Here is a 21,600-nt window from a genome sequence, read left to right on the forward strand (position 1 = left end):
CATCGGACGTGAAGAAGGCACCGATCAGCCGATCAGGCCGCGGTTGTTCTGCTTCGAGATCTCGTTCGCGAAGTGCGAGACACGGGTGTAGACGCCCGGCTTGTTCGGCTTCGCGCAGCCTTCGCCGAACGACACGATCCCGATCAGGGTGTCGCCCACCATCAGCGGTCCGCCCGAATCGCCCTGGCAGGCGTCGATCCCGCCTTCGGGGTAACCGGCGCACACCATGTCGCTCGGGTCGTAGCCCGAGTACGCGGTGCGGCAGGTCTTGTCGCTGACCACCGGGACGACGGCGCTGCGCAGATAGTGCGACCGCGCGCCGCCTTCGGCGACCCTGCCCCAGCCGAGCACTGTCGCCTTCGTGCCTTCGCTGTACAGGTCGGCGTTGCCGTTGTCCGCGACCTTCGCGGGCCGGTACGGCAGCTGACCGCTGACCGTCATCACCGCGATGTCGTCGCCCTTGCCCGGATCGCCGCTGTAGTCGGGGCTGACCCAGATCCGCGAAACACGCAGCTCCACGCCGTCCCGTGAGCGCTTGTCCTCGCGTCCGGCGACCACCCGGACATCGGAACGCTTGACCGCGACCGCGCAGTGCGCCGCCGTCGCGACCGTCGTGGAGCTGACGATCACCGCGCCGCAGTACTGGTTGCCGCCGCGATCGGCCAGGTACACCGCGTACGGGTACTGCGAGACCGAAGCCTTGCCGCCGCCGACGATCCTCGGCTGCGCGGCCTTGTCCGGGCCGCTCACCGCGCTGTCGTCCGCCGACGCGCTGTTGACCGCGATCGGGACCATCACGGCCGTCGCGAGGACCGCTCCGACAGCGAGCAGCAGGGTGCGGCGTGACTTCTTGGGCATGTTCTGTCCCTTCACCGGGGCGTACGTACGGTCAGACCCTGGGAAGTCATTCGACTCCAGCGCGTACACGAGCGATCGCGAATACCCTAATCGGAGAAAGCCCGATGCGGTGTCACTGAAACGGGTGGACCTGTGCTCACCGAACGCATCTGTCACCCTGGACCTCGTGCGGGCTACGGCGATGATTCTGGCGGCTACGGCCCTTCTGCTGTTCTCGTGTTCGAGCCCGGTCGTCACCAGTGGTCCGGCGCAAACCCCTTCGGCGACAACGACTCCGAGCACGCCCGCACCGTCACCCGTACCGGCCTGGCGGGTCGGCGCGACGCCACTTCCCTTGCGCGGTGACGGTTTCGGGCAGGTCCTCCCGACACCTCCCGTGCTGGCCGACCGTTCCCTGCCGACCACCGACCTGCTTCCCCCACCCGCCGGAAACCGGTTCGCGGACACGGTGAATCCCGTTCCCGCCGAGGTGCTCGCGCGCAGTACCTGGCAAGCGGGCTGCCCCGTCTCCGCCGGCGAACTGCGCTATCTCACGCTCTCGTTCTGGGGTTTCGACGGTCGCGCGCACACCGGGGAAATGCTCGTGAACGCTTCCGTGGTGAACGCCGTCGTCACCGTATTCGGGCAGTTGTTCGCCGCGAAGTTCCCGATCGAGGAGATGCGTGTGACCGCGCCCGCCGAACTCACCGCTCCACCGACGGGTGACGGGAACAACACCACCGCGTTCGTCTGCCGCCCGGCACGCGGCCAGACGAACTGGTCCTCGCACGCCTACGGGCTCGCGATCGACGTCGACCCCTTCTGCAACCCGTACACCAAGGGTGATCTCGTCCTGCCCGAGCTCGCGTCGGCGTACCTCGACCGAGGGAAGCTTCGGCCCGGGATGATCGTCCCCGGCGACCGGACCGTGGCCGCGTTCTCCGCGATCGGCTGGACCTGGGGCGGCACTTGGACGACGCCGAAGGACCGGATGCACTTCAGCGCCGACGGGCGTTGAACCGGGAACAACCGGCCTTCGTGACAAGTTGGCTAGAGTCGGAACCACCCGCTCCCGCCGCAAAGGAAGACAGCGTGCCCCACTACGACCTGGTGATCGTCGGTACCGGATCGGGCAACTCGATCCTCGACCCGCGTTTCGCGGACTGGAACACGGCGATCGTGGAGAAGGGCACGTTCGGTGGCACCTGCCTGAACGTGGGCTGCATCCCGACGAAGATGTTCGTGCACGCCGCCAATGTCGCGGCCACCCCCGCTTCGTCGTCGAAGTTCGGCGTCGACGAAGAGCTGACCGGGGTCCGCTGGCGCGACGTGCGCGACCGGATCTTCGGCCGGATCGACCCGATCGCCGCCGGTGGGCGCGAGTACCGCGTCGAGCACGAGGACAACAAGAACGTCACCGTGTACGAGGGCGAAGGCCGCTTCACCGGTCACAAGGAACTGCGGGTCAGCTACCCCGACGGCCGCCCCTCGGAAACGATCACCGCCGACAAGTTCGTGCTCGCCGCCGGCGGGCGCCCGGTGATCCCGGACGTCCCCGGTCTCGCCGAAACCGGCTACCACACCTCCGACACGGTGATGCGGCTCGACGAGCTGCCGTCGAGCATCGTGATCCTCGGCGGCGGATACATCGCCGCCGAGTTCGCGCACGTCTTCGCCTCGTTCGGGGTGAACGTGACCTTGGTCAACCGGTCCGGCGCGCTGCTGCGGTCCGAGGACGACGACGTCAGCGCCCGGTTCACCGAACTGGCCGCGCAGCGGTTCGACGTCCGGCTCGACCGGAAGACCGTCCGCGCGCGCAAAACCGCGTCGGGCGTCGCTCTGGACCTCGAAGGCCCGGAAGGCGCCGAGACCGTCGAAGCCGACGTGCTGCTGGTCGCCACCGGCCGGAAGCCGAACTCCGACCTCCTCGACGTCGCCGCCACCGGGGTGACCACCGGCGAGCGCGGGCACGTCGTGGTCGACGAGTACCAGCAGACCGCGGTCGACGGGATCTACGCGCTCGGCGACATCTCGTCGGTGTTCGAGCTGAAGCACGTCGCGAACCACGAGCAGCGCGTCGTGCAGCACAACCTGCTGCACCCGGACGAGCGAATCGAGGCCGACCACCGGTTCGTCCCGCACGCGGTGTTCACCTCGCCGCAGGTCGCGTCCGTCGGGCTGACCGAACGCGAGGCCCGTGAGCGCGGCGTCTCGTACGTGACGTCGCACCAGGACTACGCGGGCATCGCCTACGGCTGGGCGATGGAAGACACCACCGGCTTCGCGAAGCTGCTCGCCGACCCGGCCACCGGGCAGCTGCTCGGCGCGCACATCATCGGCCCGCAGTCGTCGTCGGTGATCCAGCCGCTGATCCAGGCGATGAGCTTCGGCTTGGACGCGAAGAGCATGGCGCGCGGGCAGTACTGGATCCACCCGGCGATGCCGGAACTGGTCGAGAACGCGCTGTTGAACCTTCCGCTGGACTGACCTTCCGCCGCAATCAGTCACCTACTTGCGGAGGTTCCCTGCCGCAAGTAGGTGACTGATTGCGGGTGTTCAGACGACGCGGTCGCAGTTGCGGGCCCCGTTGCGCGCCGCGAGCGCGCTCACCGCGTTCATCTCGACGTCCGAGGCGCCCATCAAGGCGGGCGAGCGGGCTCCGTCCTGCTGGAACCGCTCCCCCGCCTCGACGTATCGGCGGATCGCCACCAGGAAGTCCTCCCGCGCGGATGCCGCCCCTCCAGGCACCGCGCGGACCCCTGTCGCCCCCTTGAGGACGTCCTTGGCGTCGTCCACCTTCGTCGCGACGTAGTGCTGCCACTTGCGCAGCTCTGTCGCGACGTCCCCCTCCGGGTCCGGCCAGTAGCGCTGGATCGCCGCCCTGCTGTCCTTCCCCACCTGCACGCACACCCGGTCCACGGCGCGATAGAACTCGTGCGGCGAGACCACCGCTTCGGGCCGTTGCGGCGCCAAGGCGACACACACCGCGGCGAAACACGCCAGGGCCGCCCCGTACGCCGTTCCCTCCACCACGCCGACCCCCAGAACCGAGTTTTTGAACAGGTTCAACTCGCTCAGGTTATGGCTCCGCCCCGGCGGGGTCAAGAAGTTTTTTGAACGCGTTCAGACGAAGCGGCGGCGACCGGCGAGGGCGCCGAAGGTCATCTGCGCGACGAAGACCACGAGCATCATGATCCAGGGCACGGTCCAGGCATGGGTGAGATCGTGGAGCAGCCCGAAGAGGAACGGCCCGACGGCCGCCATCAGGTAGCCGATGCCCTGCGCCATCCCCGACAGCCGCGCGGTGTCCTCGCCGGAGCGCGCCCGCAAAGCGATCACCGTGAGCGCGAGCGAGAAGACGCTCATCCCGAGCCCGATGAGGAGGCACCACAGCAAGGGCGAGGCGGCGGGCGCGACCATCATGCCGACCATGCCGACGAAGCCGGGGACACCCAGCCCGACGATCCACGGGCTCTGGCTCTTGTGCCGTGCGGCCATCGGCGCCACCACGAGACTGATCGGGACGGCGATGAGCGAGATCAACCCGAGCAGCAGCCCGGAATCACCCTTGCTCACCCCCGCGTCGATCATCACCTCCGGCAGCCAGCCCATCACGACGTAGGCCAAAAAGGCCTGAGTGCCGAAGAAAAGGGTGACCATCCACGCAAGGGGGCTCCGCAGCAGCGATCGCCCGCTACCCTGCTTGCCTGCCTCCGGAACGGGCACCCGCCCCGCACCGCGGGCTGCGAGAATCCATACGAGGAGTGCCAGCACCGCCAGCACCGACCAGGCGCCTAGACCTTGACGCCAGCCGCCGAACGCGCTCTCCAAGGGAGGGGTGAGCGCGGACCCCAGTGCGCCCCCGCCCTGCAGAGCGGCGGTGTACACGCCGGTCATCATGCCAACACGCGCCGGGAAGGAGTCCTTGATGACGACCGGGATCAGCACGTTCGCCAAGGCGATTCCCGCCGTGGCGACCAGCGTTCCACCGAGCACGACGTACGGTCCGTCGAGCACTCGCAGCACCAGGCCGACGCCCAGCACCGACAGCGCGGCCGCGATGGCCGCGCCGATGCCGAACCGGCGGGCCAGCGCGGGCGCGGCGAATCCGGCGGCGGCGAAACACAGGCCGGGGAGCGTGGTGAGCACGCCGGCCCAGGTCGCCGTGGCACCGAGGTCGTCGCGCATCTCGCCGAGGATCGGGCCGACGCTGGTGATCGCCGGGCGCAGGTTGAGGGCCACCAGGATCACCGCGACACCCAGCAGGACGCCGCCGGTGATCACCCCCGGCCGCCACTCCGTTTCGATCGAGCCTTCGAGTTCAAGACTTTCATCGAACGGGGAAACGGATTCTCGGGAGTCGACACGCACGTCGGCTAGTATCACATACATAGGATGATTGGATGAAGGGACAACGCTGTGCCATTGGCCACCACGCGCCGTGCCGGCCTGGTCGATCAGGTCATCGAGCAGCTGCGTGACGCCGTCACGCAGGGAGAATGGCCTATCGGTCAGCGGATTCCGACCGAGCCGGAGCTGGCAGGACAGCTCGGCGTCGGGCGCAACACCGTCCGCGAGGCCGTTCGCGCGCTCGCGCACACGGGGCTGCTCGAGGTCCGGCAGGGCGACGGGACCTACGTGAGGGCGACGAGCGAGGTCTCGGGCGCCATCCGGCGGTTGTGCGGTTCGGAACTGCGCGAGGTACTGCAGGTGCGGCGCATCCTCGAGGTCGAGGGAGCCCGGCTCGCGGCCGCCTCACGGACCGACGAGGAAGTCGCCGAGCTTCGCTCCCTGCTCGACCGCCGCAACGCCGAACTCCGCCAGGGCCATTGGGAGGATTTCGCCCGCCTCGACGCGGAATTCCACTTCGCCGTCGTCCAAAGTGGACATAACACCCTGCTGACCGAGATGTACCGCGGGCTTACCGAGGTGATAACGGCCAGCGTGGCCGCGACGTCGAACGTGACGCCGGGAGGCGAGTACCTGCCGGAGATAGGGCACGAGGGGCTCGCCGAGGCCATCGCCGACGGCGACGCGGACCGGGCCGCCAGCGAGGCGTGCGGTTTCCTGGACGAACTCCTGGCCAGGGTGGAGCAGGACGAGAGCTGAGCGGCGTGCAGTCTCCCCAACGGCGCCCCGCGCCCGACGGAGACTGCACGTCGCGCGCCCTCTTTTGGGCCGGAGGCCCACGGAAACACGATGAAGGGGCGCCTTCGCACACAACGTGAGTTGCGTACGATACGGCGCCCCTTCGGCGTGTTTCCGTCAGCGCGCGACCTAAGGCACCGTGAGGATTTCAGCGCCGTCCTCGGTCACCACGAGGGTGTGCTCGAACTGGGCCGTCCACTTCTTGTCCTTGGTGGTGACGGTCCAGTCGTCGGCCCAGATGTCGTAGTCGATGGTCCCGAGGGTGATCATCGGCTCGATCGTGAAGGTCATGCCCTGCTCGATGACCGTGTCGACCGACGGTTCCTCGTAGTGCAGGACGGTCGGCGCGGTGTGGAACGCCGGGCCGACGCCGTGGCCGGTGAAGTCGCGGACGACGCCGTAGCCGAACCGCTTCGCGTACGCCTCGATGACGCGGCCGATGACGTTGAGCTGCCTGCCGGGGCGGACGGCCTTGATGGCGCGCATGGTCGCCTCGCGCGTGCGCTCGACCAGCAGCCGCGCCTCCTCCGAGACGTCACCCGCCAGGAACGTCGCGTTCGTGTCGCCGTGGACGCCGCCGATGAACGCGGTGACGTCGATGTTGCAGATGTCGCCGTCCTCGATCACCGTCGAGTCCGGGATGCCGTGGCAGATCACCTCGTTGAGCGAGGTGCAGCACGACTTCGGGAACGCACGGTAGCCCAGCGTCGACGGGTACGCGTGGTTGTCCAGCAGGAACTCGTGGATCACCTTGTCGATGTCGTCGGTGGTCGCGCCGGGTTTGACGGCCTTGCCGCCCTCCTCGAGCGCTTGCGCCGCGATCCGGCTCGCGACGCGCATCGCCTCGATCACCTCGGGCGTGCGGACCCCGTTGCCCGTGTCGCGTTTCGGCGCCGGCCGGTCGACGTACTCGGGACGGGCGATGCTGGCGGGGACGACTCGCCTCGGCGTCTGGACGCCGGGCTTCAAGGGGGATCGAACGGACATGAGCCCAGCCTACGACCTGACGGCTAGCCGAGTCCCGCCAGGAAGCGCTGGGCGGCCTCGACCGCGGGTTTGGACGTCCCCGCGTCGGTGGTGAGCACCGCGAAGGCCAGATCCCCGGTGTAGCCGACGAACCAGCCGTGCGAACGCGTCCCGTCGCCGAACTGGGCCGTCCCGGTCTTGCCCCGCACGTCCGGCAACGGTTTGAGCAGTGTCGCCGTGCCGTCGGTGACGACCTCGCGCATCATCCCGCGCAGCGCGTCGAGCACCTCCGGCCGGATCGGTTTGCCGAGCCCGGACGACGTCGCGGCCATCCCCCGCACCAGCGTCGGCACCGGCACCTTCCCGGACTGGACCGTCGCGGTGGCGACGGCCAGCCCGAACGGGCTCGTCACGACGGTCCCCTGACCGAAACCGTTCTCCGCCCGCTGCGCGACGGTGTTCGCCGGTGGCACCGAACCGGTGATCGTGGTCAGGCCGGGGATCACGAAGTCGGCGCCGACGCCGAGGTCTCGCGCGGCGTCGGTCAGCGCGGCCGGCGGCAGATCGGTCGAGAGTTTCGCGAAGGTCGTGTTGCAGGACTTGGCGAACGCCGTGGACAGCGGGACGACGCCGAGGGCGAACTTGCCCTCGTTCGGCACCGTCCGGTTCTCGAAGGTGGCCGTTCCGGGGCAGTCGACGGGGCTGTCCGCCCGCACCGCGCCCGCGGACAGCGCCGCGACGGCGGTGGCCATCTTGAACGTGGACCCCGGCGGGAACCGGCCGGTGAGCGCGATCGCGCCCTGGGTGTCGGCCGGGGCGTTCTGCGCCACCGCCAGCAGTTCGCCCGTCGACGGCTGGATCGCGACCAGCGCGGAGGCCGTCGGGACCGGGGCGAGTGCCCGTTCCGCCGAACCCTGTGCCTTCACGCTGAGCGTGCTGACGACCGCGGGCGCCGGTTTGGGGTGTTCGGAGTGCAGGTCGATGATCTCGCCGCCGCCCGTGTCGAGCGTGACCACGCGCCAGCCCGCCGAGCCCTCCACCTGGTCCTCGACGAGCGACCGGACCGCGGGAAGCACCTGCTTGCCGAAGTTCTTGTCGTCGGGCAGAAGCCTTTCCTGCTGACTGAACCGGACGCCGGGCAGTTCGTAGATCTCGGGCTTCACCTCTTGGTAGGCGGCGGCCCGCAGGCTCACCACCGGGTAGCCGGAGCCGGGTTTGAGCGTCTTCACCCCGTCGCGGATCGACTGACCGGTCACCGACGCTTCGAACCGGTTGAGCACCGCGCCGAGTTTGTCGGAGACCGCCACCAGGTCTCCCGCCTTCGCCGGGTCGAGCACCACGCTGACGACGGTCTGCGGGCGCAGCAACGGCATCCCGTCGCGGTCCAGCACCGGCGCGAGGTCCGGCGGGTCGGCTTTCAGCGCGATGCTCTGCTGCGCGGCCAGTTGCGGGTGGAGCGCGGTGGGCAGCCAGCGCACCTTCCAGCCGTCTTGGGTGGAATGGACCTGAGCGTCGGCCTTGTACGTCCAGGCGCGGCCGCGCGGGAGATTCCAGGTGAGCTGGTAGGTCGCCGTCCCGTTGTCCGCCCCGGACGAATGCCGGACCTGCTTGTCCACGATCTTGATCGACTCGGGGGAAAGCGCTTTCCGAGCCATCTCCAGTACTGCGCGGGCAGCGTCCGGCGAATCGGTGAAGGAGGCCGCGGCGGCGACGTCACCTGAAGAGAGCCCGCCGAGGAAACCCGTGACGGCGTCTTCGGGTCCGGAATCGGCGAAGAGTCCACACCCGGCGGCCGAGAGGCCCACCACCCCCGCGAGCACGACGACGGCGAAACGACGACCTGCTGGCATGCCCCGGATCCTGCCAGCCCCGGCCCGATCCGGCCGGACGCGACACGGCCTAGAAAAGAACGGTCGCGTACTGCCCGACCTGGTGGAAGCCGATCTTCCGGTAAGCGGCGAGCGCCGGGCTGTTGTAGGCGTTGACATAGAGACTCGCGGTTCGGCCCATCCCGCGGACGAGCCTGTTCACCACGGACGCCGTCCCTGCCGTGCCGAGACCGCCGCTCCGGCGATCCGGATGCACCCAGACCCCCTGGATCTGGCCGACCGTGGAGGACATCGCGCCGATCTCGGCCTTGAAGACGACCTCGCCGTCCTCGAACCGCGCGAACGCCCGGCCGCCGGCGATCAGTTCCGCGACGCGGGCGCGGTAACCGGCGCCACCATCACCGTTGCGGGGGTCGACGCCGACCTCTTCGACGAACATGGCGATCGCGGCCGGGAGATACCTGTCGAGCTCCTCCGGGCGCACCGCGCGGACCAGCGGATCGGCGGCGACGGACGGAACCCCGTCGAGCGCCATCAACGGCTGGTCGTGCCGGACTTCGCGGGCGGGACCCCATTCCGGCTCGAGTTCGTCCCACAGCCCCAGCACCTGCTCGGCCGGGCCGACCAGCGACGAACAGCTCCGCTGGCGGCGCAGGGCGCGATCGGCGAAGGAACGCAAAGCGGAGGCGTTGCCGCGCAACGGGATCAGATTCGGCCCGGAGAAGCACAGCCCCTGGAGCCTGCCCGCCCGGACCGGACGGGAATCGGCGGCCCAAAGCTCACCACCGAGCCGCCAGGGATCGAGACCCGCGGTCTCCACCCTGGCACTGACCATGCAGCTGCCGACCGGGTCTGTCGCGAGCGCGGCACGGACCGCGGGATAGTCCCGATCATCGAGCAGCCGTGCACCTGCAAGCCGCAACACCACTCCAGGGTGCCAGATCGGCGGCATAAACGGAACGCAAGCTTCACGACACGCTGAGAGAACCTGGGCAGGTGGGGGCCATCAAGCGCAATGAAAGGCCCCTTCATAGCAAAATTTGCCATGAAGGGGCCTTTCATTGCGCTTGACTCGACCAGTCAGCCGACGGTGACGGTCGGCTCGCCCTCACCGATCGTCTGGCCCGACTCCTCGGCGATCCGCATGGCCTCTTCGATCAGCGTCTCGACGATCGCGTGCTCGGGCACGGTCTTGATGACCTCGCCCTTGACGAAGATCTGGCCCTTGCCGTTGCCCGAAGCGACGCCGAGGTCCGCCTCGCGGGCTTCGCCGGGCCCGTTGACGACGCAGCCCATGACCGCGACGCGCAGCGGGATCTCCATGCCCTCCAGCCCGGCGGTCACCTGCTCGGCGAGGGTGTACACGTCCACCTGCGCACGGCCGCACGACGGGCAGGACACGATCTCGAGCTTGCGCTCCTTGAGGTTCAGCGACTGCAGGATCTGGATCCCGACCTTGACCTCTTCCACCGGCGGCGCCGACAGCGAAACGCGGATGGTGTCACCGATGCCCTGCCGAAGCAGCGCGCCGAACGCCACAGCCGACTTGATGGTGCCCTGGAACGCCGGGCCCGCCTCGGTCACGCCGAGGTGCAGCGGGTAGTCGCACTGCTCGGCGAGGATCTCGTACGCGCGCACCATGACCACCGGGTCGTTGTGCTTCACGGAGATCTTGACGTCGTGGAAGTCGTGCTCGGCGAACAGCGACGCCTCCCACAGCGCCGACTCGGCCAGCGCCTCCGGGGTCGCCTTGCCGTACTTGTCCATGATCCGCTTGTCCAGCGAACCCGCGTTGACGCCGATCCGGATCGGCGTGCCGTGGTCCTTCGCGGCCCGCGCGATCTCCTTGACCTGGTCGTCGAACTTGCGGATGTTGCCCGGGTTCACCCGGACCGCCGCACAGCCCGCCTCGATCGCGGCGAAGACGTACTTCGGCTGGAAGTGGATGTCGGCGATCACCGGGATCTGCGACTTCCGCGCGATCGCGGGCAGCGCCTCGGCGTCGTCCGCGGACGGGCACGCGACGCGCACGATGTCACAGCCCGCGGCGGTCAGCTCGGCGATCTGCTGCAGGGTCGCGTTGACGTCGGAGGTGAGGGTGGTGGTCATCGACTGCACCGAAATCGGGTGCTCGCTGCCCACGCCGACCGACCCGACCTGCAACTGTCGGGTCTTGCGACGCTCGGAGAGGACGGGAGGAGGAAGCGCTGGCATACCAAGAGCGACAGTCACGCCTTCAAGCGTACCTACCCCGATCGGCGGACATACACGACGTCAGTCGTCACGGTGAGCAGCATTACCCGAGAAGTCCAACGGTGCTGACAGCGCGCTCCGTAACCGTCCTCCCGCGTCACTGAAACAGCTTGACCGGGTTCACGATGTCGGCGGTGACGGTGAGCAGAGTCACCGCGCCGCCGATGAAGACGAGCACCATCGTGACCGCCGACAGCTTCGTGTAGTCGACCGGACCGCCCGCCGCCTTGCCGCGCAGTTTCCGGATCCAGTCCCGCACCCGCTCGTACCAGACGACCGCGATATGCCCGCCGTCGAGCGGGAGCAGCGGCAGCAGGTTGAACACGCCGATGAAGAAGTTCAGGCTCGCCAGCAGGAGGACGAAGATCTCCCACAGGCCACGCTCGGCCGCCTCGCCGCCGATCCGGCTGGCGCCGACCACGCTGACCGGGGTGTTCGGGTCGCGCTCACCGCCGAAGATGGAATCCACCACCGCGGGAATCCGCGACGGGAACTCGATCAGCCGCTTGGCGGTCTCGGAGAACATCGTGCCGGTGAAGCTGACCGTCGCCCCGACCGCGTCGACCGGGCCGTAAGTCGCCACCAGTGTTTTCGGTACCGGTGAGGCGCCGATCATGCCGACGTCCTTGACCGTGGTCTTCTTCTCGCCGTCGGCGACCAGTCGCTGCACGCGCGGCACGTCGACGGTCAGGTTCAGCCGCTGCCCGCCGCGCTCGACCACGAACGGCGTCGGGCCACCGGCGACCTGGACGGCCGCGAGCACGTCGGTCCAGGTCGGCGTCGGCTTGCCGGCGACCGACACGATCTTGTCACCGGCCTGGATTCCGGCGGTCTTCGCCGGAGTGGGCGCGTCCGCCGGACAGGTCGTGTCGTTGAGCTGCTCCATGGTGGTGGCCGTCCGGGCACAGGAAGTGCTGTTGATCACCGGCTGGGTGGGAGCGGCCTGTGCCTCCGGGTTCGGCAGGCCCATGGTGATGGCCATCAGGTACAGAATGATGAACCCGAGGATGAAGTGCATCGCCGAACCCGCCGACATGACGACGGTGCGCTTCCAGGTCTTGAAGCGCCACATCGCGCGCTTCGACTCCTCCGGGGTGACCTCGTCGAGCGCGGTCATGCCCGCGATGTCGCAGAAGCCGCCGAGCGGGATCCACTTCACGCCGTACTCGGTCTCACCTCGGCGGAAGGAGAAGATCGTCGGCCCGAAGCCGATGAAGTAGCGCCGGACCTTCATGCCGAAGGCCTTGGCCGCCCACATGTGACCGGCCTCGTGCAGCGCGACCGACAGGCAGATGCCCAGCGCGAACAGCACGATCCCGAGAATGAAGACCACGCGCTACTTCCCCTTACCGATCAGCGCACCGGCACGCGCGCGAGCCCAGCGCTCGGCAGCTAGTACGTCATCAACGTCGCGAGGTTCGCGACGCCATTCGTCGGCGGCTTCCACCACCTGGGCAATAGTGTCCACAATCGAGGTGAAGCCGGTGTTCTGTGCCAGAAAAGCGGCCACCAGTTCCTCGTTCGCCGCGTTGTACACCGCCGGGATGCACCCTCCGGCGTCTCCGGCGTGCCTCGCGAGCTCGACGGCGGGGAACGCGTCGTTGTCCAGCGGCTCGAAAGTCCAGCTCGCGGGCTTGTCCCAGACGCACGCGGCCGCGGCGCCGGGCACGCGGTCCGGCCAGTGCAGGGCCAGCGCGATCGGCAGCCGCATGTCGGGCGGGCTGGCCTGGGCGATCGTCGAGCCGTCCACGAACGTCACCATCGAGTGGATGATCGACTGCGGGTGGACGACCACGTCGATGCGGTCGGTCTCGATGTCGAACAGGAGCTTCGCCTCGATCAGCTCCAGGCCCTTGTTGACCAAAGTGGACGAGTTGATCGTGATGAGCGGCCCCATCGACCAGGTCGGATGCGCCATCGCCTGCTCGACTGTGACGTCCGCCAACTCCTCGCGTTTTCGGCCGCGGAACGGGCCGCCCGAGGCGGTGAGGACCAGCCGGGCGACCTCCGACTCGCGGCCGGCGCGAAGGGCCTGCGCGATCGCGGAGTGCTCGGAATCGACCGGAACCAGCTGTCCGGGTTCGGCCGCCGCCAGCACGAGCGGTCCGCCCGCGATCAGCGATTCCTTGTTGGCCAGCGCGAGCGTGGCGCCGGTGGCGAGCGCGCGCAGGGTCGGCGGGAGCCCCTGTGAGCCCGGGAGCGCGTTGAGCACGACGTCGACCGGGGTGGCGTCGATCATCTCGACGACCGCGTCGGCTCCGGCGAAGATGCGCGGGAGTTTGAAGTCGCCACGGTTGTAGCCGCGCTTCTGCGCCTCGGCGTACAACGCGAGCTGCAGGTCTTCCACGGCCGTCGGCCTGCTGACGGCGACGGCGTCGACCTGGTGCGCCAGGGCCTGCGCGGCCAGCGCGGCGGGGTCGGAGCCGCCCGCGGCGATCCCGGCGACCCGGAACAGCTCCGGGTTGCGGGCCGCGACGTCGAGGGCCTGGGCGCCGACCGATCCGGTCGAACCGAGCACGAGCACACTTCGCGAGGTAGTCATCGGGTGCCATTGTCGCGCGGGCCCCGTCGGGCGCGTGCAGCCAGGTGTGGGATCATTCGCGGGCAAGCGAACCATCGGGTTTTGAGGAGTTGATCGTGGCGAGCAAGGCGGTCGAAAAGCGCGGCCGGGTGGGCGTCGACACCGTTGACCCCCGCGACGAGCCGTCGGCCGAGTGGGGCTGGCACGGTTCCTTCCCGAAGGCGACGCGGATCGCGGGCTGGCTGACCGCGATCATCCTGCTGGTGATGCTGTACGGCAACCACCACGGCTGGACCGAGAACCTGTGGCTGATCGGCCTGTCGCTGTTCATGATGTTCGGGCTGGTGCTCGACATCCGGAAGCAGCGCACGGCCTGGCGCAAGTAGTTCCTTCACGGCTCACCGGCCCCCGCTCTCCTTCGAGGACGGGGGCCAGTTGCCGTCCTGGGACCACAGCTCGTTGACGATCTTGACCGCGTCGCCCGCCTCGACCCCGTAGCGATGCCGGTACTTCGCGGCCGGCCGCTGGACCGCCGCCGCGACGTCCCCGATGGCGACGTTGTTCCACGTGTCGTTCGGGTAGAACTGCCGCATCACGGCGAGGAATCTGCCGGTCGCCCAGACCGGGTCGGTCCGCTGTTGGAAGGAACCCCAGCTCGCGCGCTGCTGGAAGAGCCCGACCGAGTCGCCGAGGCCGCCGTCGAGGTTGGCGATGCTCGACTCGACGATCACCGTGGCGATCGCGATGGCCGCCGCGCGATCGTTGAGCCCCTGTCTCTGGACGGTCTCGACGATCGCTCTGGCGCACGACGTGTTGTACGGGTTCATGTAGCCGCGCATCTTGGTGCCGAGTTGCTGGTTGAGGCTCTTGGCGGCGTCCGCGTCGTCGGTGGACGCGCCCGTCTGGACGCACGGCAAGGCGACATGATCGACCTGGTCAGGCCGGATCTCGGTCGGCGGGATCAGTGTGAGGGAGACGGCAAGGTACGCGGCGGTGAGTGAGCTCAGCATGTGCGGTGACCGTTCGGTGCAGGTGGTCGTGAGTGGCGATTCGTGTTCTAACCCGAATCGCCACTCACGACCACCCGGACCGATGACTCACCGCCACTCTCACCCGCCCGATGTACATGAAGGCCCACAGGCGCCGCCTCTGTGACTGCTGATACACCTGGGGCGGTTGTGGCGATCACCGAGGTAGTGAGGGCCTCCTTCACTACCCTCAGGGTAGGCAAGGAGGCCTTCACGGACTCGCGACCCGCGATCACCACAGCCAGGTCGCCACTCACGACCACCCGGACAACGCGCCTGCGTGAACTGCTACCCGACGACCACCCGTTTGAGTTAGGTTTCCCCTCATGAAGCTGCGCTGGGGTGTCACCGCTGTCGTTTCCGCTCTCGCCGCCGTGCTCCTGCCCGGTGTCGCTACCGCCGCGCCCGCGTCTTCGGCGCCGATCGTGCGCTGCGAGTTCACGCCGACGCCCGAAAACCCCGCGGCCCGGCCGGTGCTGCGCCCGCTCCCCTTCGCGCTGACCCGCGGCACCGTCGACGTCACGTTCCGCTTCAACTACGGCCCGGTGACCGTGCGCCTGAACCGCGCCGGCGCCGCTCCGTGCGCCGTCCACAACCTGGCGAGCCTGGCCCTGCAGCGCTTCTACGACCGCAGCCAGTGCTGGCGCCTGACGAACTCGTCGCGCCTCGGTGTCCTTCAGTGCGGCGACATCTACGAAGCCGAGAAGGGCGGGCCCGGCTACAAGTTCCCGGACGAGGTCGACGGCACCGAGACCTACGAGCGCGGCACCATCGCCATGGGCAACCAGGGCCCCGGCACCAACGGCAGCGAGTTCTTCATCGTGCACTCGTTCGCGAACATCCCGAAGAACTACTCGGTGATGGGCAAGGTCGTGCGGGGCATGGAGGTGCTGGACCGGATCGTGGCGAACGGCATCATCCCGACCGATCCGAACGGTCCTGCCGACGGGCTGCCCGCGAAGCCGGTGAAGATCCAGAAGGCGACCGTCGGTTTTTGAAAAGTCTGAAACCGGTGGAGCAGCAGCTGTAAGCGCTAAGCACTATGGTCGTGAGCGGCAATTTGACTCCTGAATCCAAACTCCGCTCACGACCGGCTCCCATTCACGAAGCGATCACCGCTCGCCTTTAGCCGCCCTCGCGCCATTGAGTCACTGCCCTCTGACAGAGTTCAAAGGCGAAGGAGCCGAAATTTTCATCAAGAGTCTCCATGCTGCCGCGGTCAGGAACCCCGGGAGTCCAGACTCGAACAGGAAACTCAGCGACCTCGCTTACCTGCGACGAATCGAGGACGACCAAACCACCCATACCGTCGAACATCACCACAATAAGATCTGCTGGCATACCGTACTGATCTCGAGCACTCAAGGTCTCAACAGCCGACCCCAGCAGCTCGTTCCCCGATGCAGGAGTGCGATAAACGCCGAGAAACTCTTCTCCGGCAATATCCCAGGTGCCAAATTCCTCGATCAAACGACGATAAGAGGGAGGAAATGGGATACCGAGCGCACGTTCCGCAGCCGCTATTGCCACCTCATCGCAACCATCAGCGTGGTTCGCCAGGTCCGGGTTGGCGTGAACCAGATCAATCAGCCTCTCACTTGCCTCAACAGCGCTCATTCACCGAACCCCTTCGCTCGATCCTGCCAGTACTGCTTCTTCCAGGCATTGAAGGCATCACGATCGATGCCAGAGGGGATCTTAGTAGCCGCCTTCCAATGCAGCTGGTTGTAGTGCTCGATGTGCATCGAATGCGTCACCTCGGCGATGGCGCCGTCCTGCGCCTGAATGACATGATGAAGATTCAAAGGCCTGCCATCTGGCCCCATTGGCGCTAATCCCTGCTGCATTCGCTTGAGGTTCGTGCGCCCATACTTGTCCACAGGCGACACGTAGGCCGGATTGACCAAATCATCACGCTGATAGACGCGCTGACCATTGTAGTCCACCCCAGACCAGAACTGACAAGATGAGTTGTGAACAAGAAGAGGCGTGCCCGCAGTTACAACATAACATGTATGCAAGCCATCGATCGTCAGATTGTAAACGCACTGGTGCGCCACCGACCACTTTTCAAGCTTGACGATTTCAGCAGTTCTCGCGCCAACATCGGTACGCAAACTGTCGCCCACGTTCAATTCCGCGGCATCAACCCAGCGCTATTGACTTACTGACCAGAATGGATGCCTATCGGTTCCGACAATGCCGTCGGACTTACCGACTTCACCATTCGCGCCGACCGACAGGCGAACAAGGTTCTTCTCCCCTCGCCAATAATGGTTGCCACGACCGGGCGCGACTCAGTACGGCCGCTCTCAGGGTCAGTCGCGACGACCTGGTCCCCGAGTTCGACCTCTTCGATCGGTTTGGTCAGGCCACCGGCCATGAGAACGCGGGTACCTGCGACGAAGCTGTTCTTGCCGACACAAGGCGGATCGACCGGGAAGCCATGCGCCGCACGCTCGGCGACGTTCTCCGCGCCCTTGACCGCTTGCTTACCCGACCTCCATGCAGCTGCTGCCCAGCCAAAGAAAGGAATCGCTGCACCCAGTGAGATTCCTGCATTGAGTTTGTCACCTTCGTTGGCGTACATCGCAGCGCTCGAGAGGTCCGCGGCTTCCCCAAGAACCGGAATGTAGCCAAGGAGATCGAGAACACCGTGGATGGCCTCGGAAGGACTGTCTGCCTTGACTACCTGCCAGATCATCCCGGCTAGGCTCCCGGGTGGGAGGAGCACGTCGAGTACGTCGGAGATCGATGGGAAACCGCCGCTGTTGTTCGACGAGCTAGCTCCACCCAGCTCCGACGGTGGCAACTGGTTGACGTTCTGGACGATCGGACCATCGCCGGTCACCGCGTTGGTGATCTTGTTGACGTTGTTGTCCGCGGCAGCGCTCCCGCCGACGGCGATCGCCGGAAGATGCGGGCTCGGCGACACCGGCGCGATAGCACCACCGCCGCCGTAAACCGGCTGCGCAACACGGATACGTCCGATCCGAAACGACCGGGACAGCGTCTCCTCCCCTGAGCGCCCTACCCCCGTTGCCCGCTGGGCTCACCTCCCGCAAGCCGTCCGATGATCACATCGGCACACTCCGGGCCCTGTTACTGAATCTTTTACAGTTGGACCGTCCGGCCCACATCCGACGGACGTCGTCCCAGCTAGTGGACACGTCCGCCTCGTCGACAGTGGCCGCCGTCACGCCGTGCACGCGCCTGAGCAGGGCACTCGTGGCCGACCTCGCCGCGCGGGCTCGAGCGGCGACTTCGGGTAACGATCGAGGCAGCGGATCCGGTACTCTGGTCGCCAAGGTCGAGAGGCGCTGCAACGGACCACGGGTCCGCCACGCTCGGCCCCGAGCTTGACCAGCAAGGGCGCCTCCCACGACATGGGAGGAGCGCTGGATGGAAACGACCGCCCTGCGAAAGCTGCTGGATGAGCGCATCGTCGTGCTCGACGGCGCGTGGGGGTCGATGCTCCAGAACGCCGGCCTCAAGCCAGAGGATTACCGCACCGAGCGGTTCCAGGACCATCCTCGTGACATCACCGGCGACCCCGACCTGCTGAACCTCACCCGGCCGGACGTCGTCCTCGACATCCACCGCCAGTATCTGGACGCCGGCGCGGACATCACGACGACGAACACGTTCACCGCCACCACCATCGGCCAGGCAGATTACGGGCTCGAGAACCTCGCGTACGAGATGAACCTCCGCGGCGCCCAGATCGCGCGCGAGGCGGCGGACGCGGCGGGCGGGAAGTTCGTCGCCGGGTCGGTCGGGCCGCTGAACGTCACATTGTCGCTGTCGCCGAAGGTCGAGGACCCGGCGTTCCGCGCGGTGACCTTCGACGAGGTGTACGCCGCGTACGCGGATCAGATCAAAGCGCTCGCCGAAGGCGGCGTCGATCTGCTGCTGATCGAGACGATCTTCGACACCCTCAACTGCAAGGCCGCGATCGCCGCCGCCCGCGACGTCGCGCCGCAGCTGCCGCTGTGGATCTCGGTGACGATCGTCGACCTGAGCGGCCGGACGCTGTCGGGGCAGACGGTCGAGGCGTTCTGGAGTTCCATCGAGCACGCCGATCCGCTGCTGGTCGGCGTCAACTGTTCGCTGGGCGCCGAGGAAATGCGCCCGCACATCGCCGAACTTTCCCACCTCGCGGGCACCTACACGGCCTGCCACCCGAACGCCGGACTGCCGAACGCGTTCGGCGGATACGACCAGACGCCCGAGGAGACCGGCGGGCTGCTCGGCGACTTCGCCACGGCCGGGATGGTCAACGTCGTCGGCGGCTGCTGCGGCACGACTCCCGCGCACATCAAGGAGATCGCCGACGCCGTCCGCGGGATGGCGCCGCGGACCGTGCCGGAGCCGAAGGCGAACACCCGCTTCAGCGGGCTGGAGCCGTTCGAGATCGGCAAGGACACCGGTTTCGTCATGATCGGCGAGCGGACCAACGTCACCGGGTCCGCCAAGTTCCGCAAGCTGATCGAGGCCGACGACCACCAGGCCGCCGTCGACGTCGCGCTGGAGCAGGTGCGTGGCGGAGCGAACCTGCTGGACGTCAACATGGACGCCGACCTGCTCGACAGCGAAAAGGCGATGACCACGTTCCTGAACCTCATCGCCACCGAACCCGAGGTCGCCCGGCTGCCGATCATGATCGACAGCTCGCGCTGGACGGTGCTCGAGGCCGGGCTGAAATGCGTGCAGGGCAAGGGAGTCGTCAACTCCATCAGCCTCAAGGAGGGCGAGGAGCAGTTCCTGCAGCAGGCCCGGCGCATCCGCGACTACGGCGCGGGCGTGGTCGTGATGGCCTTCGACGAGCAGGGCCAGGCCGACACCGCCGACCGGAAGGTCGAGATCTGCGGGCGCGCCTACGACCTGCTGACCCAGAAGGCCGGTTTCGTCGCCGAGGACATCATCTTCGACCCGAACGTACTCGCGGTCGCGACCGGTATCTCGGAGCACAACGGGTACGCCAAGGCGTTCATCGACGCGCTGCCGCGGATCAAGGAACGCTGTCCCGGCGTGCACATCAGCGGCGGTATCTCGAACCTGTCGTTCTCCTTCCGCGGCAACAACGTCGTGCGTGAAGCGATGCACTCGGCCTTCCTGCTGCACGCGGTACGCGCCGGGCTGGACATGGGCATCGTCAACGCCGGGCAGCTCGCGGTCTACGAGGACATCCCCAAGGATCTGCTGGAGCTGGTCGAGGACGTGCTCTTCGACCGTCGCGAGGACGCCACCGACAGGTTGGTCACCTTCGCGGAAACGGTCAACGGCAAGGGAACACAGCGCGTCATCGACCTGTCCTGGCGCGAAGGTACGGTCGAGGAGCGCCTCAGCCACGCGCTGGTGCACGGCATCGTCGACTACATCGAAGAGGACACCGAGGAAGCCCGCCAGAAGCTGCCGAAGCCGCTCGAGGTCATCGAAGGCCCGCTGATGGACGGCATGAAGATCGTCGGCGACCTGTTCGGGTCCGGGAAGATGTTCCTGCCGCAGGTGGTCAAGAGCGCGCGCGTGATGAAGCGGTCCGTGGCGTACCTCGAACCGTTCATGGAGGCCGAGAAGGAGAAGGCGCGCCTCGAAGGCCGCGTCGAAACCCGCCAGGGCAACGGAAAGGTCGTCCTGGCGACGGTCAAGGGCGACGTGCACGACATCGGCAAGAACATCGTCGGCGTCGTCCTCGGCTGCAACAACTACGAGGTGATCGACCTCGGCGTGATGGTCCCGGCTTCGGTCATCCTGGACACGGCCGTCTCCGAGGGCGCCGACGCCATCGGGCTCTCCGGCCTGATCACGCCGTCGCTGGACGAAATGGTCAACGTCGCCGCCGAAATGGAGCGGCGCGGGCTGAAGCTGCCCCTGCTGATCGGCGGCGCGACCACGTCACGCCAGCACACCGCGGTCCGCATCGCGCCCGCGTACGAGCACACGACCGTGCACGTCCTGGACGCCTCGCGTGTCGTGGGCGTCGTCGGCGACCTGCTCGACGCGGACCGCGCCGATATCCTCGACAAGAAGAACCGCGAGGACCAGGAAGCGCTGCGCGTGCAGCACGCGAACAAGCAGCGGACGCCGTTGCTGACGGTCGAGCAGGCGAGGGCCAACCCGGAGAAGGTCTCCTTCGACGACATCCCGACGCCCGAGTTCACCGGTGTCCGGTACGTCTCGCCGACGCTCACCGAGCTGCGCGAGATGATCGACTGGACCTTCCTGTTCCTGGCATGGGAGCTGAAGGGCAAGTACCCGGCGATCCTGAACAACCCGGTGGCGCGGGAGCTGTTCGACGACGCGAACACCCTGATGGACCAGATCATCGCCGAGGACCGGTTCCAGGCGAAGGGCGCGTACGCGTTCTGGCCGGCGCACTCCGAGGGCGACGACATCATCCTCGAGTCGGGAGTCAAGTTCCCGATGCTGCGCCAGCAGACCAAGAAACCGCTGTCGCGGCCCAACCGCTGTCTGGCGGACTACATCGCCCCGGCGGGCGCGGGCGACCACCTCGGCGGGTTCGCGGTCACCATCCTCGGTGCCGAGGATTTCGCGGCCGAGTTCGAGGCGAAGCAGGACGACTACCGCGCCATCATGGTGAAGGCGCTCGCGGACCGGCTCGCCGAGGCGTTCGCCGAGTACCTCCACCTCCGGGCGCGGCGGGACTGGTTCGAGCCGGACGCCGATCCGAAGCTGGAAGACCTGCACGCCGAACGCTTCCGCGGCATCCGCCCGGCGCTGGGTTACCCGGCGAGCCCGGACCACAGCGAGAAGCAGGAGCTGTTCGACCTGCTCGACTCGGACCGGCTCGGCATGGCGCTGACGGAGTCGTTCGCGATGATGCCGGCGGCGAGCGTCAGCGGGCTGATCTTCGCCCACCCCGATTCGCGGTACTTCACCGTCGGACGGCTCGGCAAGGACCAGGTCGAGGACTACGCCGCCCGCCGCGGCCTCGAACTGTCCACTATGGAGCAGTGGCTGCGGCCGAACCTCGCCTACGAACCCGAATGACACAATG

19 protein-coding genes are annotated in these 21,600 nt (G+C 67.5%); 6 read left to right on the forward strand and 13 right to left on the reverse strand.

From position 1 onward, the window contains the following. Positions 1-24 precede the first annotated feature (24 nt). The gene (locus DL991_RS23215) at positions 25-858 is read right to left on the reverse strand and encodes a trypsin-like serine protease (protein ID WP_125786450.1); all 834 of its coding nucleotides are present in this window, start codon (positions 856-858) and stop codon (positions 25-27) included. A 181-nt stretch (positions 859-1,039) separates the two neighbouring features. Here DL991_RS23215 and DL991_RS23220 point away from each other — a divergent pair, with 181 nt between their 5' ends. Beyond that, on the forward strand, positions 1,040-1,855 hold the full coding sequence (locus DL991_RS23220) for a M15 family metallopeptidase (RefSeq protein ID WP_233598948.1): 816 nt from the start codon (positions 1,040-1,042) through the stop codon (positions 1,853-1,855). 74 nt (positions 1,856-1,929) lie between these two features. After that, positions 1,930-3,324 (forward strand): mycothione reductase, encoded by a 1,395-nt coding sequence (locus DL991_RS23225; RefSeq protein WP_125786451.1) that lies wholly within the window; start codon positions 1,930-1,932, stop codon positions 3,322-3,324. A gap of 69 nt (positions 3,325-3,393) precedes the next feature. Here DL991_RS23225 and DL991_RS23230 read toward each other — a convergent pair whose 3' ends face one another. Together DL991_RS23230 and DL991_RS23235 are read right to left on the reverse strand one after the other, a co-directional pair. After that, entirely contained in the window at positions 3,394-3,906 is a 513-nt protein-coding gene (locus tag DL991_RS23230; RefSeq protein WP_233598949.1) for a hypothetical protein, read from the reverse strand. Positions 3,907-3,960: 54 nt separating this feature from the next. Beyond that, a complete protein-coding gene (locus DL991_RS23235; protein WP_125786452.1) occupies positions 3,961-5,208 on the reverse strand; it encodes an MFS transporter in 1,248 nt (415 codons plus the stop codon). A gap of 48 nt (positions 5,209-5,256) precedes the next feature. On the opposite strand from DL991_RS23235, the gene DL991_RS23240 reads away from it, so the two are divergent. Further along, a complete protein-coding gene (locus DL991_RS23240; RefSeq protein WP_125786453.1) occupies positions 5,257-5,946 on the forward strand; it encodes a FadR/GntR family transcriptional regulator in 690 nt (229 codons plus the stop codon). A 168-nt stretch (positions 5,947-6,114) separates the two neighbouring features. On the opposite strand, the gene map is transcribed toward DL991_RS23240, so the two are convergent. The 6 genes from map to dxr form a co-directional block, all read right to left on the reverse strand. Next, on the reverse strand, positions 6,115-6,972 hold the full coding sequence (map, locus tag DL991_RS23245; protein WP_125786454.1) for a type I methionyl aminopeptidase: 858 nt from the start codon (positions 6,970-6,972) through the stop codon (positions 6,115-6,117). Positions 6,973-6,995: 23 nt separating this feature from the next. Then, positions 6,996-8,801, reverse strand: a complete 1,806-nt coding sequence (locus DL991_RS23250) for a penicillin-binding transpeptidase domain-containing protein (RefSeq protein ID WP_125786455.1) — start codon at positions 8,799-8,801, stop codon at positions 6,996-6,998. Between the two features lie 49 nt (positions 8,802-8,850). Continuing rightward, a complete protein-coding gene (locus DL991_RS23255; RefSeq protein WP_125786456.1) occupies positions 8,851-9,705 on the reverse strand; it encodes a GNAT family N-acetyltransferase in 855 nt (284 codons plus the stop codon). Positions 9,706-9,860: 155 nt separating this feature from the next. Continuing rightward, entirely contained in the window at positions 9,861-11,012 is a 1,152-nt protein-coding gene (ispG, locus tag DL991_RS23260) for a flavodoxin-dependent (E)-4-hydroxy-3-methylbut-2-enyl-diphosphate synthase (protein ID WP_199746421.1), read from the reverse strand. 118 nt (positions 11,013-11,130) lie between these two features. Continuing rightward, positions 11,131-12,366 (reverse strand): RIP metalloprotease, encoded by a 1,236-nt coding sequence (locus tag DL991_RS23265; RefSeq protein WP_125786457.1) that lies wholly within the window; start codon positions 12,364-12,366, stop codon positions 11,131-11,133. Positions 12,367-12,369: 3 nt separating this feature from the next. Next, complete coding sequence (dxr, locus tag DL991_RS23270) at positions 12,370-13,575, reverse strand: 1-deoxy-D-xylulose-5-phosphate reductoisomerase (protein WP_125786458.1); 1,206 nt, start codon at positions 13,573-13,575, stop codon at positions 12,370-12,372. A gap of 95 nt (positions 13,576-13,670) precedes the next feature. Here dxr and DL991_RS23275 point away from each other — a divergent pair, with 95 nt between their 5' ends. Further along, positions 13,671-13,940, forward strand: coding sequence for a DUF2631 domain-containing protein (locus DL991_RS23275; RefSeq protein WP_125786459.1), 270 nt, complete (start codon positions 13,671-13,673; stop codon positions 13,938-13,940). A gap of 12 nt (positions 13,941-13,952) precedes the next feature. Here DL991_RS23275 and DL991_RS23280 read toward each other — a convergent pair whose 3' ends face one another. Then, entirely contained in the window at positions 13,953-14,564 is a 612-nt protein-coding gene (locus tag DL991_RS23280; RefSeq protein WP_125786460.1) for a hypothetical protein, read from the reverse strand. Between the two features lie 344 nt (positions 14,565-14,908). Between DL991_RS23280 and DL991_RS23285 the strand changes: the two genes are divergently transcribed. After that, a complete protein-coding gene (locus tag DL991_RS23285) occupies positions 14,909-15,580 on the forward strand; it encodes a peptidylprolyl isomerase (RefSeq protein WP_125786461.1) in 672 nt (223 codons plus the stop codon). 127 nt (positions 15,581-15,707) lie between these two features. Here the strand turns inward: DL991_RS23285 and DL991_RS23290 are convergent, their stop codons facing one another. Genes DL991_RS23290 through DL991_RS23300 form a run of 3 tightly spaced genes read right to left on the reverse strand, consistent with a single transcriptional unit; the run spans position 15,708 to position 17,517 of the window. Continuing rightward, positions 15,708-16,199 carry an SMI1/KNR4 family protein gene (locus DL991_RS23290; protein ID WP_125786462.1) on the reverse strand — a complete coding sequence of 164 codons (492 nt, stop codon included), beginning with the start codon at positions 16,197-16,199 and terminating at the stop codon, positions 15,708-15,710. Continuing rightward, positions 16,196-16,711 (reverse strand): HNH/ENDO VII family nuclease, encoded by a 516-nt coding sequence (locus DL991_RS23295; RefSeq protein ID WP_125786463.1) that lies wholly within the window; start codon positions 16,709-16,711, stop codon positions 16,196-16,198. Before DL991_RS23295 ends, DL991_RS23290 begins: the two co-directional genes overlap by 4 nt. 35 nt (positions 16,712-16,746) lie before the next feature. Beyond that, on the reverse strand, positions 16,747-17,517 hold the full coding sequence (locus DL991_RS23300) for a hypothetical protein (protein WP_125786464.1): 771 nt from the start codon (positions 17,515-17,517) through the stop codon (positions 16,747-16,749). 467 nt (positions 17,518-17,984) lie between these two features. On the opposite strand from DL991_RS23300, the gene metH reads away from it, so the two are divergent. Then, positions 17,985-21,593, forward strand: a complete 3,609-nt coding sequence (gene metH, locus DL991_RS23305; RefSeq protein WP_125786465.1) for a methionine synthase — start codon at positions 17,985-17,987, stop codon at positions 21,591-21,593. The last annotated feature ends 7 nt before the right edge of the window (positions 21,594-21,600 follow it).

This window comes from Amycolatopsis sp. WAC 01375 (assembly GCF_003947325.1).
Lineage (GTDB): Bacteria > Actinomycetota > Actinomycetes > Mycobacteriales > Pseudonocardiaceae > Amycolatopsis.